The organism is Vibrio plantisponsor, from assembly GCF_013041605.1.
In the GTDB taxonomy this organism is placed as follows: domain Bacteria; phylum Pseudomonadota; class Gammaproteobacteria; order Enterobacterales; family Vibrionaceae; genus Vibrio; species Vibrio plantisponsor.
The window spans coordinates 227886-242188 of sequence record NZ_JABEQC010000003.1; the positions used below are offsets into that span (position 1 = coordinate 227886).

Annotated in this window: 14 protein-coding genes; 8 read left to right on the forward strand and 6 right to left on the reverse strand. The window is 42.3% G+C overall.

Annotation, left to right across the window (positions count from 1 at the left end; translation table 11 throughout):
* Nucleotides 1–52: 52 nt before the first annotated feature.
* From ruvA to cysS, 3 genes are all read right to left on the reverse strand, one after another.
* The gene (ruvA, locus tag HKI82_RS06480; RefSeq protein ID WP_042486627.1) at nucleotides 53–670 is read right to left on the reverse strand and encodes a Holliday junction branch migration protein RuvA; all 618 of its coding nucleotides are present in this window, start codon (nucleotides 668–670) and stop codon (nucleotides 53–55) included.
* Nucleotides 671–791: 121 nt separating this feature from the next.
* On the reverse strand, nucleotides 792–1313 hold the full coding sequence (gene ruvC, locus HKI82_RS06485) for a crossover junction endodeoxyribonuclease RuvC (protein WP_042486630.1): 522 nt from the start codon (nucleotides 1311–1313) through the stop codon (nucleotides 792–794).
* Nucleotides 1314–1418: 105 nt separating this feature from the next.
* Nucleotides 1419–2801 (reverse strand): cysteine--tRNA ligase, encoded by a 1383-nt coding sequence (gene cysS, locus HKI82_RS06490; RefSeq protein WP_171137527.1) that lies wholly within the window; start codon nucleotides 2799–2801, stop codon nucleotides 1419–1421.
* A gap of 145 nt (nucleotides 2802–2946) precedes the next feature.
* On the opposite strand from cysS, the gene HKI82_RS06495 reads away from it, so the two are divergent.
* From HKI82_RS06495 to HKI82_RS06510, 4 genes are all read left to right on the forward strand, one after another.
* Nucleotides 2947–3441: a peptidylprolyl isomerase gene (locus HKI82_RS06495; RefSeq protein WP_171137528.1), complete on the forward strand. Its 495-nt coding sequence runs from the start codon at nucleotides 2947–2949 to the stop codon at nucleotides 3439–3441.
* A gap of 62 nt (nucleotides 3442–3503) precedes the next feature.
* Complete coding sequence (gene lpxH / locus HKI82_RS06500; RefSeq protein ID WP_102940632.1) at nucleotides 3504–4232, forward strand: UDP-2,3-diacylglucosamine diphosphatase; 729 nt, start codon at nucleotides 3504–3506, stop codon at nucleotides 4230–4232.
* 100 nt (nucleotides 4233–4332) lie between these two features.
* Nucleotides 4333–5547, forward strand: a complete 1215-nt coding sequence (locus tag HKI82_RS06505) for an EAL and HDOD domain-containing protein (protein WP_171137529.1) — start codon at nucleotides 4333–4335, stop codon at nucleotides 5545–5547.
* Nucleotides 5548–5613: 66 nt separating this feature from the next.
* Complete coding sequence (locus HKI82_RS06510) at nucleotides 5614–6081, forward strand: YchJ family protein (RefSeq protein ID WP_171137530.1); 468 nt, start codon at nucleotides 5614–5616, stop codon at nucleotides 6079–6081.
* Between the two features lie 67 nt (nucleotides 6082–6148).
* On the opposite strand, the gene HKI82_RS06515 is transcribed toward HKI82_RS06510, so the two are convergent.
* Both HKI82_RS06515 and HKI82_RS06520 read right to left on the reverse strand, forming a co-directional pair.
* Entirely contained in the window at nucleotides 6149–6754 is a 606-nt protein-coding gene (locus HKI82_RS06515; protein WP_171137531.1) for a DUF2057 family protein, read from the reverse strand.
* A 91-nt stretch (nucleotides 6755–6845) separates the two neighbouring features.
* Entirely contained in the window at nucleotides 6846–7796 is a 951-nt protein-coding gene (locus HKI82_RS06520) for a porin (RefSeq protein WP_171137532.1), read from the reverse strand.
* Nucleotides 7797–8307: 511 nt separating this feature from the next.
* On the opposite strand from HKI82_RS06520, the gene dinG reads away from it, so the two are divergent.
* From dinG to rsmS, 4 genes are all read left to right on the forward strand, one after another.
* Complete coding sequence (gene dinG, locus HKI82_RS06525) at nucleotides 8308–10383, forward strand: ATP-dependent DNA helicase DinG (protein WP_171137533.1); 2076 nt, start codon at nucleotides 8308–8310, stop codon at nucleotides 10381–10383.
* A 198-nt stretch (nucleotides 10384–10581) separates the two neighbouring features.
* Nucleotides 10582–11361 (forward strand): TSUP family transporter, encoded by a 780-nt coding sequence (locus HKI82_RS06530; RefSeq protein ID WP_102940703.1) that lies wholly within the window; start codon nucleotides 10582–10584, stop codon nucleotides 11359–11361.
* A complete protein-coding gene (locus tag HKI82_RS06535) occupies nucleotides 11358–11906 on the forward strand; it encodes a primosomal replication protein (RefSeq protein WP_171137534.1) in 549 nt (182 codons plus the stop codon). Before HKI82_RS06530 ends, HKI82_RS06535 begins: the two co-directional genes overlap by 4 nt.
* On the forward strand, nucleotides 11907–12077 hold the full coding sequence (gene rsmS / locus HKI82_RS06540) for a pleiotropic regulatory protein RsmS (protein ID WP_102940639.1): 171 nt from the start codon (nucleotides 11907–11909) through the stop codon (nucleotides 12075–12077).
* Nucleotides 12078–12117: 40 nt separating this feature from the next.
* On the opposite strand, the gene HKI82_RS06545 is transcribed toward rsmS, so the two are convergent.
* Nucleotides 12118–14238, reverse strand: a complete 2121-nt coding sequence (locus HKI82_RS06545; protein WP_171137535.1) for a methyl-accepting chemotaxis protein — start codon at nucleotides 14236–14238, stop codon at nucleotides 12118–12120.
* Between the last annotated feature and the right edge of the window lie 65 nt (nucleotides 14239–14303).

The window sequence follows — 14303 nt, forward strand, 5'->3', positions numbered from 1 at the left end:
CTTATGTATCAACACTTCTAAGATAAAACACGTCCGCAATAAACAAAACATTCTAAACCATGGATTTCAATGCTTCACGGATAAGTTGCTCACTGGTCATCCCCGGTTTAGCAACTTGAGACACGACTTTAGCTGCTTGTGGTGCTTTGTAGCCAAGTGAGAGCAGAGCGCTTACCGCTTCGTCTTCTGCACCTTGCTCTTGAACATTCGGTCGAGAATCGATTGGAGCAGCGTCAGTTGCAGGCGTAAACAGGTCACCTGCCCCCCAGCCTTTCAAACGGTCTTTCATTTCAACCACTAAGCGCTCGGCTGTCTTCTTACCGACCCCTGGCAATTTAACCAGAGTTGAAATATCTTCTCTCTCAACACAAGAAACAAATTGAGATGCCGTCATACCAGACAGAATACCCAAGCCCATTTTAGGACCCACCCCATTTGCTTTAATCACTTCACGGAACAATGCTCGTTCACTAACAGTATTAAAACCGTAAAGAAGCTGTGCATCTTCTCTGACAACAAAGTGAGTATAAATGATGGCTTCTTCACCGATGTTTGGTAGTTCATAGAAACAACTCATAGGCATTTGCACTTCATAACCAATGCCGCCAACTTCAATTAATAGTTCTGGTGGTTGCTTTTCTATTAGAGTGCCACGAAGACGTCCAATCACTTGAGATTCCTTTGGTTGGGAAATTTGTAATGGGAAAGATGATAATAAATAACTGGATATATAGCCAGTAAAAGATAGGTGAGGAATTTCTCACACTTTCTTTTCTGCCAGCGAGAAAAACCTATCTGTATCGCCCTTTTCTGGCACCTGTCGCTTTACCAGCCAGAGCTATCAATGTTTTATTGGTATTGGCATGACAAATAGCAACTCCCAGCGCATCGGCTGCATCCGCTTGTGGCTTTGCAGGTAACTTCAACATCTGTTGAACCATATGCTGAACTTGGGATTTATCTGCACCACCAGTGCCGACAACCGCTTGTTTGATTAGACGTGCTGCATACTCGTAAACCGGAAGGTCTGCGTTTACCGCTGCAACAATAGCACTACCTCTTGCCTGCCCTAGCTTGAGTGCAGAGTCAGCGTTCTTCGCCATAAATACTTGCTCGATAGCAAATACATCCGGTTGAAACTGAGTAATGATTTCGGTGACACCTGCATAGATTTGCTTTAGGCGCGTGGGAAGATCTTTCTCTGAGGTGCGAATGCAGCCACTACCTAAATAATAGAGGTGTCTGCCTTGTTGTTTGATTACGCCATAGCCCGTTATGCGGGAGCCGGGGTCAATCCCTAAAATAATCGACATTCAGTGCCATTTTAAAATTTGAATAACTTAAAAAGAGTCTAGAAAAGGACAATAATCTAGATAAAGAAAGTGGGCTTACGCCCACAATCTAAAACCTAAAACGAATTATTTACGACGCCAAGTTGTTCCTGCTGGACCGTCTTCTAGAACGATACCCATTTCGTTTAACTTGTCGCGAGCTAAATCCGCATTTGCCCAATCTTTCGCAGCGCGAGAGTCATTACGTAACTTAATCAAAGCTTCAATTTCTGCAGCTTCATCATCGTCACCTTGACCGCCTTTTAGGAATACTTCTGGGTCTTGGTACAAAATACCAATCACATCAGCAAGTTCACGCATTAATGCGCCAAGAGCACTTGCATGCGCGATATCTTCGTTCTTAAGACGGTTCACTTCGCGAGCCATATCAAACAGCACAGAATAAGCTTCAGGTGTATTGAAGTCGTCATTCATCGCAGCTGTAAAGCGGCTAACATACTCTTCACCACCCGCCGCGGCTGCGTTCATATCTAAACCACGAAGTGCAGTATATAAACGCTCAAGAGAAGCACGCGATTGGTTCAGGTTCTCTTCGCTGTAGTTCAGCTGGCTACGGTAATGACCCGACATCAAGAAGTAGCGTACAGTTTCTTGGTCGTAGTGGTTCAATACATCACGAATGGTGAAGAAGTTGCCTAGTGATTTTGACATTTTTTCTCTGTCTACCATTACCATGCCACTGTGCATCCACGTATTTACATATTGAGTACCGTGCGCACAACAAGACTGTGCAATTTCATTTTCATGGTGTGGGAACATAAGGTCAGAACCACCACCGTGAATATCGAAATGATTACCTAAGATTGAAGAGTTCATTGCTGAACACTCAATATGCCAACCTGGACGACCCGGTCCCCATGGCGATTCCCAAGTCGGTTCTCCCGGCTTCGACATTTTCCAAAGTACAAAGTCTAATGGGCTACGTTTTGCTGTTTCGATATCAACACGAGCACCAGCTTGCAGTTGGTCTAGATCTTGGCGAGACAATTTGCCGTATTCATCATACTTGCCTACTTCGAACATCACGTCACCGTTGTCAGCAACATAAGCAAAGCCACGCTCAATTAAACGTTCAACCAGTTCAATGATTTCTTGGATATAAGCCGTTGCACGAGGTTCAATATCAGGGCGTTTGATGTTTAGCGCATCAAAGTCTGTATACATTTCTTGAATCAGGCGTTCAGTCAGTGAATCACATGACTCTTTATTCTCAGAGGCACGCTTAATGATTTTGTCATCGATGTCAGTGATATTACGAACGAATGTTAAATCGTAACCCAAGTAACGAAGGTAACGGGCAACCACATCAAATGAAACGAATGTACGGCCATGTCCGATATGACAAAGATCATATATGGTCACTCCACAGACATACATGCCGACTTTACCAGCAGTAATGGGTTTAAATTCCTCTTTCTGTTTTGTTAGTGAGTTATATATTTTCAGCATGATCTCTATCTAATTACCGTTAAAACCAAAATAGTTGTGCAGTATAACAACTCTGTTATCGCTAGGTCATCCATTTGATGTTTTGAATGAGCAAAAAGTTAAGCTAAAATCCAATACTCATACAAAACAAGCAAAGGTAATGCACATGATCACCCTTCATACAAACTTTGGTGACATTAAAGTTCAGCTGAATGCAGAGCAAGCGCCAGAAACTAGCGCAAACTTTTTACAGTACTGCCGTGACGGTTTCTACGACAACACTCTTTTCCACCGTGTTATCGACGGCTTCATGATCCAAGGTGGCGGTATGACTTCTGGTCTACGTGAAAAAGAGACTCGCGCACCTATCCGTAACGAAGCAAACAACGGCCTAAGCAACAAAGTTGGCACGCTTGCAATGGCTCGTACTATGGAACCACACTCTGCAAGTTCTCAATTCTTCATCAACGTAAACAACAACACATTCCTAGACTTCCGTTCAGAAAGCCTAGATGGTTGGGGCTACTGTGTTTTTGCTGAAGTTGTAGAAGGCATGGATGTAGTAAACAAAATTAAAGGTGTAAGCACTGGCTCTTACGGTATGCACCAAGACGTACCACTAGAAGATGTTGTCATCACTGGCACAACTATCGAAGAGTAATCTTTAAAGTGGAGCGCGAAATGCGCTCCACTGTCTATCACTCAACATAAAATTCTCTTCCTATGCATACATTATTTATTTCAGACCTCCACCTCACCCCTAAGCGCCCAGATATTACCAATTGTTTTATCTCTTTTATGCGTGAAGACGCCATTAAGGCAGACGCACTCTATGTACTGGGTGATCTTTTCGATTTTTGGATTGGGGATGATGACCCGACCAACTTTGCCGAGCAGATTAAAAGCGAATTTAAAACACTAGTTAGCAAAGGCGTTCCAGTATTCTTCTCACACGGCAACCGTGATTTTCTTGTTGGAAAGAGATTTGCAAAACAAACTGGCGTCACTCTACTCGAAGAAGAACAGGTTGTTGATCTTTACGGTGAAAAAGTCGTGGTACTTCATGGTGATACATTATGCACAGAAGACGTACGCTATTTAGCCTTCCGAGAGAAAGTGCATAAGCCGTGGTTGCAGTGGGTTTTCAATCGCCTACCTTTCTTTATCAAAACTCGAATTGTAAGAAAGATCCAATCGGATACCAGCAGCGATAAAAGCAACAAATCAATGTCTATTATGGATGTGACCCCCGGCGAAGTTTTGGCGGTGATGGAAAAGCATCAGGTAAATTCCATGATTCACGGACATACTCATCGCCCAAACATCCATAAGATTTCAATATCAGGTGAAGAAAAGACTCGTATTGTTTTAGGTGATTGGTACACACAAGGTTCTATACTTGTTTATTCAGACCATGGATATGAACTGCAAAACAAAAGATTTACATCATGAAATTGGTGATCGATGTTGCAGAGGGATTTGAGTATGTGCACAATAAATCGATTTTATATTGATATAATTGGCACACCAAAAATGGAGTTAGGGTAAAGCCTTGAAGTACTCATATATCGCTAGACAGCCTATATTAGATAGTGACCGAAAAACTTTCGGTTATGAACTGCTATTCAGAGACGGGCCAAAAAACACTTTTCCAGAAATAGATCCTGATAAAGCAACCAGCAGACTACTGTCGGATCATTTCCTTTCGACCCATTATCAGACACTGGGTAATCACGTCGGCTTTGTAAACTTCCCTTATCAGAGCTTAGTGAACCTTGTCCCTACGCTCTTCCCGTCAGACAGTTTAGTGGTTGAAGTTCTAGAAGATTGTGAGCCTACATCAGAGCTTTTAGACGCGATTAAAAAGATGGCTAAACAAGGTTATAGAATCGCGCTAGATGACTTTGTACCAAGTAAAGAATGGCAGCCTTTTTTACCTTATGTCTCTTTCATCAAATTTGATATTCGCATCGTCCCTATCGCAAAAGCGGGTCTATTCATCAGTAAACTGCGAGGTTCAAAAATTAAGTTTTTAGCCGAGAAAGTTGAAACCTATGATGAATTTGAGCAAGCTAAAAAGGCTGGGTTTGACTATTTTCAAGGTTATTTCTTTAGTAAGCCCGAGCTCATCCAACGCAAAGCTTTGCAGCCATCGTTTTTAACCATAGTTCAGCTGTGTAAAGAGATTGCGAAAGAAGAGATAGACTACAAGGAATTAGAATCCTTGATAGCACGAGATCTCTCGCTATCCTATAAGCTGCTCACTTTTGTTAATTCTTCAGCTATCGTTAGCTCAAAGATTCAGTCATTTAAGCAAGCGCTGGTGTATTTAGGTGAAAAACGCCTAAGACAGTTTATTTCGCTAGTGGCTATTGCATCAACTGACAGCTCTAAGCCCAACTATCTCTATGGTCTTTCCATTCAACGCGCGCGTTTTTGTCAATTGGCGTGGTGCAAAAGCGGACAACGTAGTGATGCAGATCTTGCGTTCCTTACCGGAATGTTTTCGTTGCTCGACTGTCTGTTAGATCAGCCTCTAGAAAGTATCGTTGAACTCATTCCCATCGATGAAGCGGTGAAACTGGCGTTAACCAAAGGTGAAGGTGCATTAGGTAAAATTTTATCACTGTCAAATGCCTATGAGCACGCAGATTGGGAACAAGTTTCTGAGTTGGGAATCAGTTTAGAACTAAGCGATGAAGTATTAAGTCAGTGTTATGATGAAGCTCTTCAGTGGAGCGCAGATCTACTGCAAGTCGATATATAGACTTTCCCTCCGCACATCCCTAAACTTGGCTTCACTTTTTGAAGCCATTTTTATATCCAATACCTAATGACTAGTTGCTACTGCGGAAATACACAATCCTATTCGGAATGCTGCCAACCTATCCATAACGACCACCACAAAGCTAAAACGCCAGAACAGCTAATGAGGGCTCGCTACAGTGCACACGTCGTTGGTTTAGTGGATTTTATCGTCAGTACTTATCACCCATCCTGCAATGCAGAGACAGATAGAGAAGCAATCGCGGACTCAGTGAATAGCAATTGGAAGCGTTTGCAAGTGATAAAAAGTGACAACGGCTCAACTGAAAATGAAGGCTATGTTCACTTTAAAGCTTTTATAGAAGAACAAGGTAAAGAGCTATGCCTAGAAGAGCGTTCACGTTTTGTAAAAGAAGACGGCTTGTGGTTCTACATTGATGGTGAGTTCCCCCAGCACAACCAAACTCTCAAACTTGGACGAAACGATCCTTGTATCTGTGGTAGTGGGAAAAAGTATAAAAAATGTTGTGGTTAACGCTAAAGCCTTAGTTGTTTAATCAACAGCACAAAAGCAAACGCCAGTCTTCGACTGGCGTTTTAAATTACTCTTGATCAATCATCCAACGGCGGAAAGCTTTACGCTCTTCGGTTGATGATTTTAGGTACCATGCTTTAAGTTGGACTAGATTAGAAGTGGCAGATGTTGTGTTGATGCCTGGAGCAAGAGAAACAACTGCTTGCTCTGCTGTAACGTCTTTGTTTTTCTTCTTGTAATAGTCAGAAACTAAAGTATTCATACCTAAATACGGAAACAAACCTTCCTTAGGAGGGAGAATCTCTTGCTGATATGCTGCCTCTTTGCCATCTTGAAGTATTGTCCACTTAGGTTCATTATCACGAAACGCTTTTTCAGCTTCTTGAACACTACGTGCTTGAGGAAGCAAAATTTTCACTTCTTCCCCAGTAACATTTAGTTTCAATACATATGGTGGAGAAGTATAAGCTTTAGCCGAATTACCCCTACCTAACTCTTTATCCATACGGACGATAATGTCCACAGTTCCTGAATTTATGGTTTGATTACCAATTGATGATTCTGTTGCTACACCATCTATAAACAAAACAGAAACTCCTTGTTCTGGTATTAAAACAGCAGAATGTACGGAGAAGGTGATAATTGAGAGGGCTAGCGACAACAAATTTTTCATACAACTATCTTCCATAAAAGATCATAAATAAATTAAAGCCACCCAATTGGGTGGCTTTATTAAATCAGTAAACTAAATACTAGTTAAATGATTAGAAGAATGCCTTAACACCGAAACCGTAAGCTGTCTCAGTATTGTCTTCATCAGTACCACCGATTTCTGCGTATAGAGTAGTGTTAGGAGCGATGCCGTAACCAGCGTTTACAAACCATGCAGTGAAGTCTTCTTCAGAAGCTAAGTCAAAGTCAGTGTTACTAACACCAAAAGAGAAAGACCAAGCATCCATAGTGTAATCAGCTGCTACACCGAATGTATCACCTTCGTCACCGTAACCTAAATCTGTTGCGTAGTAACCGAATTCAAGGTTTAGATTCTCGATACCACCGTAACGAACTTCAACACCAGTTAAAGAAATATCATCAGTACCTGCTACTGAAGCACCATCCACATCAGCTTGGCCGTGGAATACAGTAAAATCAAAACCTGCTACACGAGCACCAACTTTAGCATCGAAGTAGCTATCGCGGTTATAAACATGATTGTTGTACTCATCTTGGTTGTAACCAAGGCTGAAGTAGAATGCACCAGCATCGTAGTCGTAACGAACAGCTTCTTCACCGCCAAAATCTAAGTCATCGCCGAAGAAAGAGCTGATACCGAACATGTAATCGTTACCGATACCTGCATCATCCATTACAGTGTCAAGCTTACCAAATTTTAGGCTACCGAAAGTATTAGAGTAGAAACCAACGTAAGTATTACCATTAGCTACAGTACCTTGAGTACGGTCACTTGAGTCACCAGAATATTCGATGTAACCACCGATTTGGAAGTCATCATTCACTTGGTAACGAGTGTCAAAACCGATATCAGCATCATCGATCTCTTGCTTTAGGTTGTCTTCTTTATCAGTTGTCTTTTTGTAACGAACTTCAATATCACCTTTAAGCTGAACTGTAACGCCATCTTGGTTGTAAAGTTCGATAGCTTGTGCTGAACCTGCTGCTGCAAATACAGCTAGTGCTAATAGAGTCTTTTTCATAGTAATCCACTGCCTTTTCTTAAATTTGGGAAATCCTTGTCCGGTTCCCTTTTATTTTTGATGGTAGTGACCAACTCTTCGGTTAGTTCCTACCGCCACTAAATTTCGAGGTTTAGATTGCAAAAGAATATCCTGCGTGTCAAATACTCTAAATTGGTCGCATAAAAATAAATAAATTCCTTAAAATTCATTAAGTTAATCTAAAAAATGCACATTTATCGAACAGTATGTATTGAAATATTCATAAAAATGTAAACGTTTCACAAACAAGCAAATTAGAATTTTATACTGATAGGTAATTATAAAAATTAGAAACACAGAATTAAATAAACTCATCAGCAATATTGTTAAGTTTTATATTTTTTATTTCATGAATTAAATTTAAGTTCCTGAAGGTTCAGTTTTTTTTTGTGAAGAAGATCTACATTCCTTTTAAAATGATGCAAATTCGTGAGCTACGTAGGATTTGTAAACTGTGCTAACATGCGATTCCCGTCACGCAGGGCTCGTTATGCTTACAAAAAAAATCCAACAATCGATCCGCAGTAGTTACCAAAACCTGCAAAATCAGCTCGATAATTTCGTTCCTCGCAGAGCACAAAACTTTCTTGTTGCAGAAATTGCAAAGACATTGTGTGGTAGTTATCACAAGTCGAGCCGAATGATGGTTGCCGAAGCTGGCACCGGAATTGGTAAATCACTCGCCTATCTAATGGGAGTGATTCCTGTCGCGATCTCCAATAATCGTAAAGTTGTGGTATCCACCGCCACGGTTGCATTGCAAGAACAGTTGATTCATAAAGATTTACCTCTATATAGACGAATCACTGACCAAACTTTTACTTTTATTATTGCTAAAGGTCGCCAACGCTATTGCTGTGCTGAGAAGTTGGCCGCAGCTTCAGGCACAGATGGTGCTCAACTCGCAATGTTTGAAACCAAGCCCAAGGCTGCTGACGTAAACATGTTGGAAACCATGTATGACGCCTTTAATAGAGGAAAATGGGACGGAGACAGAGATTCCTGGCCTAAAACGATCAGTGACGAAATCTGGAATTCTATTGTCAGCGACAAACATAGCTGTAATGGCAGTTTTCCTGCACACAGACACTGTCCATTCCAAAAAGCACGTTCAGAACTCGATAAAGCGGATGTGATTATTGCAAACCACAGTTTAGTGATGGCAGATGCTGAGTTGGGTGGCGGTGTAATCTTACCTGAGCCTGAAAATACAATTTATATCTTCGACGAAGCACACCACCTTCCTCATGTTGCTAGGGATCACGCTTCAGCCGCAACTTCGTTAAAAGGGGCCTCCTCTTGGCTTGAAAGTCTCAACCGCTCTTTACCTAAATTGAGCAATCTCGCTGAAGCAAAACGGGCATCTCGCTTTTTAGATGAAGCACAAACCGCAATCCAAGAGTTAATTCCGGGATTAAGCCAACTGACCCAGCGCTTTGATCCCGCTTCTTTTGAAGACAACATTTATCGCTTTGAGCACGGCGATTTGCCTCAGTGGCTGGAAGAAGAATCAAAGCATCTAAAACGCCAAAGCCAGAAGGCTAATCAAAGTGTTGCGAAAATTGCAGATTTGATAGCAGAAAAAGTAAAGGAAGGAGAACTGGCTTCTCGCTTAGCTGAACCTGCTCTGACTGAGCTGGGTTTTTATATTCAACGTTTAGACAATTTATACCAAGTATGGAACCTAATGGCTGAACCTAAACGAGAAAAAGGCGCTCCGCTCGCTCGTTGGTTACAAACCCATACTGAACGTGAAGGCGACTTTACCGTTCATGTTTCTCCTTTAGAAATCGGTTGGCAGCTTGATCAACAAATTTGGAGCCGTTGTATCGGTGCTATTCTGGTATCCGCAACATTACGCGCTCTCAACTCGTTCAGTTTTTTCTGCCGCCAAGCAGGTATTAGTGAGAAACCTGAAGATGGTGTTCAATTTCTCTCTCTGGCATCACCATTTAACTACATAGAACAGGGAGAACTGTTGGTTCCTGCAATGAAACTTGAACCACCAGCGAAAGATTTTACTCCTTATCTCGCCGATAAAGTAAATGAGTATCTAGTTGCTGATAAAGCCAACCTTGTTTTGTTTGCTTCTTATTGGCAGATGAAAGAAGTCGCGGAAAAGTTGTCCTCAACCATCACTCAAAAGGGTTGGACACTTCAGATTCAAGGTGAAAAATCTCGCGGGGAAATTCTAAAAAAACATAAAATGCTCGTTCAGTGTGGTAAAACAAGCGTGTTATTTGGTACGGGAAGTTTTTCGGAAGGATTAGACTTACCTGGAGACTTATTAGAAAACCTGATTATTACCAAGATACCGTTTGCTGTTCCAACTTCACCTGTAGAGCAGGCACACGCTGAATATATTGAGCATCGTGGTGGGAATCCGTTTTTACAAATATCGGTACCAGAAGCAAGTAAAAAGCTGATTCAATCTGTGGGACGCTTGCTGCGTAAAGAGCAGGATTCTGGTAGAGTCGTGATACTTGATCGCAGAGTGGTGTCAAAACGATACGGAAAGGCGTTGTTGGACTCCCTTCCTCCGTTTAAACGAACCATCGAGCATTAATAGACGTGCTAGTTCCCTTGTTGCCTTATACCACAAGGGAATTGCCGCTGTTTATTCGCGCCAATCACTATCATTAAAGAAAAAGTAAACTATGTTCATGAGGTCTCATTCGCTTGCTGCTTGACTGCAGCCCCAATAGTTTGGGTTTATCCTCCCCTACTTATCACTTAAAAAATAGAAATCAGGAACGTATTTTTGATTGAACTTGTCGAACCAACCATGTTGGTCGTGTTGGCTTTAGTGGCTTTTATTGCTGGATTTATAGACGCTGTTGCCGGTGGTGGTGGCATGCTAACTGTCCCTACATTGCTGTCTTTAGGATTGCCTCCACATATTGCGCTAGGTACAAATAAACTTGCAGCGACTTTTGCATCCTCCACAGCTGCATTTACTTATTACCGAAAGAAGCTCTTTAAGCCGAAGTATTGGCTGCGTGCGTTCGTGATGACGCTAATCGGTGCAACTGTGGGTACCCTTGTCGTTGATGCTATCAGCACCGACTGGTTACAAAAGGTGCTTCCGTTAATCATTCTTGCCGCTGCAATTTATACCGTTTGGCACAAGGCCCCTACAACGGTACAAAATGAAATGCCTGCGGGATGTAAGAAATTCAATACTAAGCAATATCTACAAGGTTTTGGCTTAGGGTTTTACGATGGCCTAGCTGGCCCAGGAACGGGGGCATTCTGGACAGTGAGTTCCATGGCGCTTTATCGCTTAAACATCCTGTTGGCATCGGGTTTAGCTAAAGCAATGAATTTCACCAGCAACCTGACGTCGTTGATCACCTTCGCGATTTTAGGCCATATTGACTGGGTACTCGGTTTAACCATGGGCGTTTGTTTGATGGCTGGCGCTTTTGTCGGAGCACATTCCGCGATTCGTTTTGGTGCTAAATTCATTCGCCCTGTATTTGTCACCGTAGTCAGTATACTTGCGGTAAAACTTGCTTATGATGCTTGGTTTGTGACGCTATGAAAGACTTATCCAGATTAAATTCGATCATTGAAGAACTTAAATCAACTGCTGCACTGATTGACCGAACTCGAGGTGAACACTACCGCCCTTTGTTTGATGACACCTTGTTTCATTGTCACGGTAAGCTTTTGACTCCGTGTGTTATAGAAACAGAGAGCACATTGAATTCTATTCTCCGAGAGCAAAAATCGGGAAAGCTGACTCAACCTCGGGCAGAATATCTTACAGAGCGTCTGCTTGCGCAGATTGGCGCGATTCAGCGCGAAATGTCGACCCAAGCTATTCGTAAGAAAGAACCTAAGCATTACAGAGACACAAGAAAGCCTATCAGCGATTTGTATCAGGATCTTGCTCAGCATCAAGACTGGGAGCGAAGACTGATGCTCCTTGTTCAAGATAAGCAAATGGCAGTTGAGGGTTCGTTTGGAACTGATAAAACAAGTGCTCAGCAAGCGTTGCTCGCAGCGGAACAGAGGCTTAAACGCTGTCAGGAAGCAAAAACAAAAATTGAAAAACAGATTACCTTTAGAGAGAAGAATCAATAAATGAACGACACCAGTTCCTCTTTAGAAAATGCTCCGGATGAAATCAAACTTGCCGTTGATCTTATTTATCTTCTGGAATCCAATAACGTCGACACCAAAGTTGCTCTCGCAGCGTTAGAAATCGTTAAATCCGATTTTCAGGCTAAGTTAGAAAAGGAAAAGAGCGCTTAATTAGCGCTCTTTTTTATTAAAACAAACCACTTAGTAGCTATCAACTCACTTTAAACTGATTTACCAATGCTTGCTGCTGTTTTGAAAGCGAGCTAATTTCTGCGCCCACAGCTTCAGATTCCCCAGCCTGCTCTAATATTTGAGCACTCAAATCTCGAATATTCGCTACGTTTTGATTCACTTCAGCGGAAACCGTTTGCTGTTCTTCTGCGGCTTTCACAATCTGAGAATTCATATCGTTAATCGCTGAGATAGCATCGAAAATCTTGTTCAGCTCAGATACCGCTTGCTGTACATGCGACGCCGTTCCATTCGCCAAACTGTTGCCTTCTTGAATAGCGTTCACCACATCACGGGTGCCTTTTTCAACTTTCTCAATCACTGTTCGGATTTCACCAACCGACGCCTGTGTGCGACTGGCTAGGTTGCGAACTTCATCTGCAACCACTGCAAAGCCTCTTCCTTGCTCTCCTGCTCGAGCTGCTTCAATAGCAGCATTGAGTGCGAGTAAGTTCGTCTGTTCTGAAATACCTTCAATCACCTCAAGAATATCGGTGATATTGACGTTGTTACGCGCAAGATCTTCAACAATTGGTACAGCGCGGTTCATGGTATTGACCAAGTTAAGCATCTCAGCTTCCGAAGTTTTAATCACTTCCTGCCCGATACGGGCGGACTCATTTGCTTGCTCTGCTGCGTGTACCGCATTTTCTGCGTTGTGGACAACCAAGCTCGCTGTTTGCGTCATCTCTTCAGAGGCAGTCGCAACAAGGTCGACTTCTCTAAACTGCGCTTCACTGCTACGTCTTGTCTCACCTGCGGTGATCTTTGCCTGCTCAGTGGTGTCCGCAACAGAATGTGTGGTTTCAATCACTTGCCTTATTGTGGATTGCAGTTTATCGAGGAACTTATTGAACCCGTGAGCCAACTGACCAATTTCATCTTGCGATTGAACATCTAAACGCTGAGTTAAGTCGCCTTCGCCATCAGCAATGTCATTCAAACGTATTACGACTTCGCGAATAGGTTTCACTATGCGTGATGCTGTGTAAGCAATCACCGTTAACCCTAGAACAGCAAATAATAAACCTGCAAGCAATTCTACTTTTACGCCACTTTCTACTTGCGCAGTAATAACGCTATCAAGTTCATCTGCATCTTTCAGTACGCTACTACGGGGCATCTCGAATATCACGCCCCAAGTCTGATTAGCAACGGTAATCGGTGCAAACACCGTCATCCATTGCCCGTCTTCACTCCACAATGATTCAACTTTTTTACCAGACAGCAGACTTGAAACCTTGTCTTTAGAAACGCTTGAGCCGCCAAATGGTTGTCCAATAGCCAGAGCTTGGTCGTCGCTGGCGATAAGAGTTCCATCCAAACTGATAATGAAAATTTTGCCTTCACCATTAAATAAGCTGCTATCAGAGTCTTTCGCGATAACTAATAAAGGATCTAATTTTAAATCGATTCCGTAAAAGCCAATTACTTCCTCATCAACCACGATTGGAACTGAAATAGAAGTTGCCAAAAACTGCTCTGTTCCTTGGCTAATTAATCGTGGAGAAGTGACACAAGCGTTTCCGTCATTAATCGGGCAGCTAAAACGCTCGCTATTTTCGTTATCAGACAGCTGTTTCTCAGTTAAAACTTCATTCACTGCATTCTGGCCATCATCGGCAGATCGCCAATACGGAGCAAAACGTCCGATATCGTTGGAACCAACATAATCGGCATTTACATAGTTACTGTCTTCAGAATCGAGAGCGTTAGGTTTGAATACTAGGTAAGCGCCTTCGATGGTTGGGAAATCTAGTACGGATTTGCGAACCATTTCGTTAAGTGCTGTACGTAGCGCTTCACTTTCACCGAAGTTGTCTTCCGAGTTTTTCTTGAGGAATAAAGCCGTTGAAGAGAGCATTTCTGCACGATAAATCGCTTCACTGAGATATTCCGATATTTCAGTAGAATTTAACTGAGCGCGGGTTTTAAGTAATTGTTGAGACTTATTGATAACGGATTCAGCGCTCTGATTTTTAATGACCTGCTGATTAGTCACAGCATTGTAAACCGAGAACCCGATAAGAGATAACGAGGTTACGAGCAGGCAAAAACCTGCCAGCAGTGTAATTTTCCACTGAACTGATAGTGTTCGCATACAACATCCTTATGCTAGCGTTTAAACTCATATAATCGAATGAGATAGCTAGAAATTAGACCACA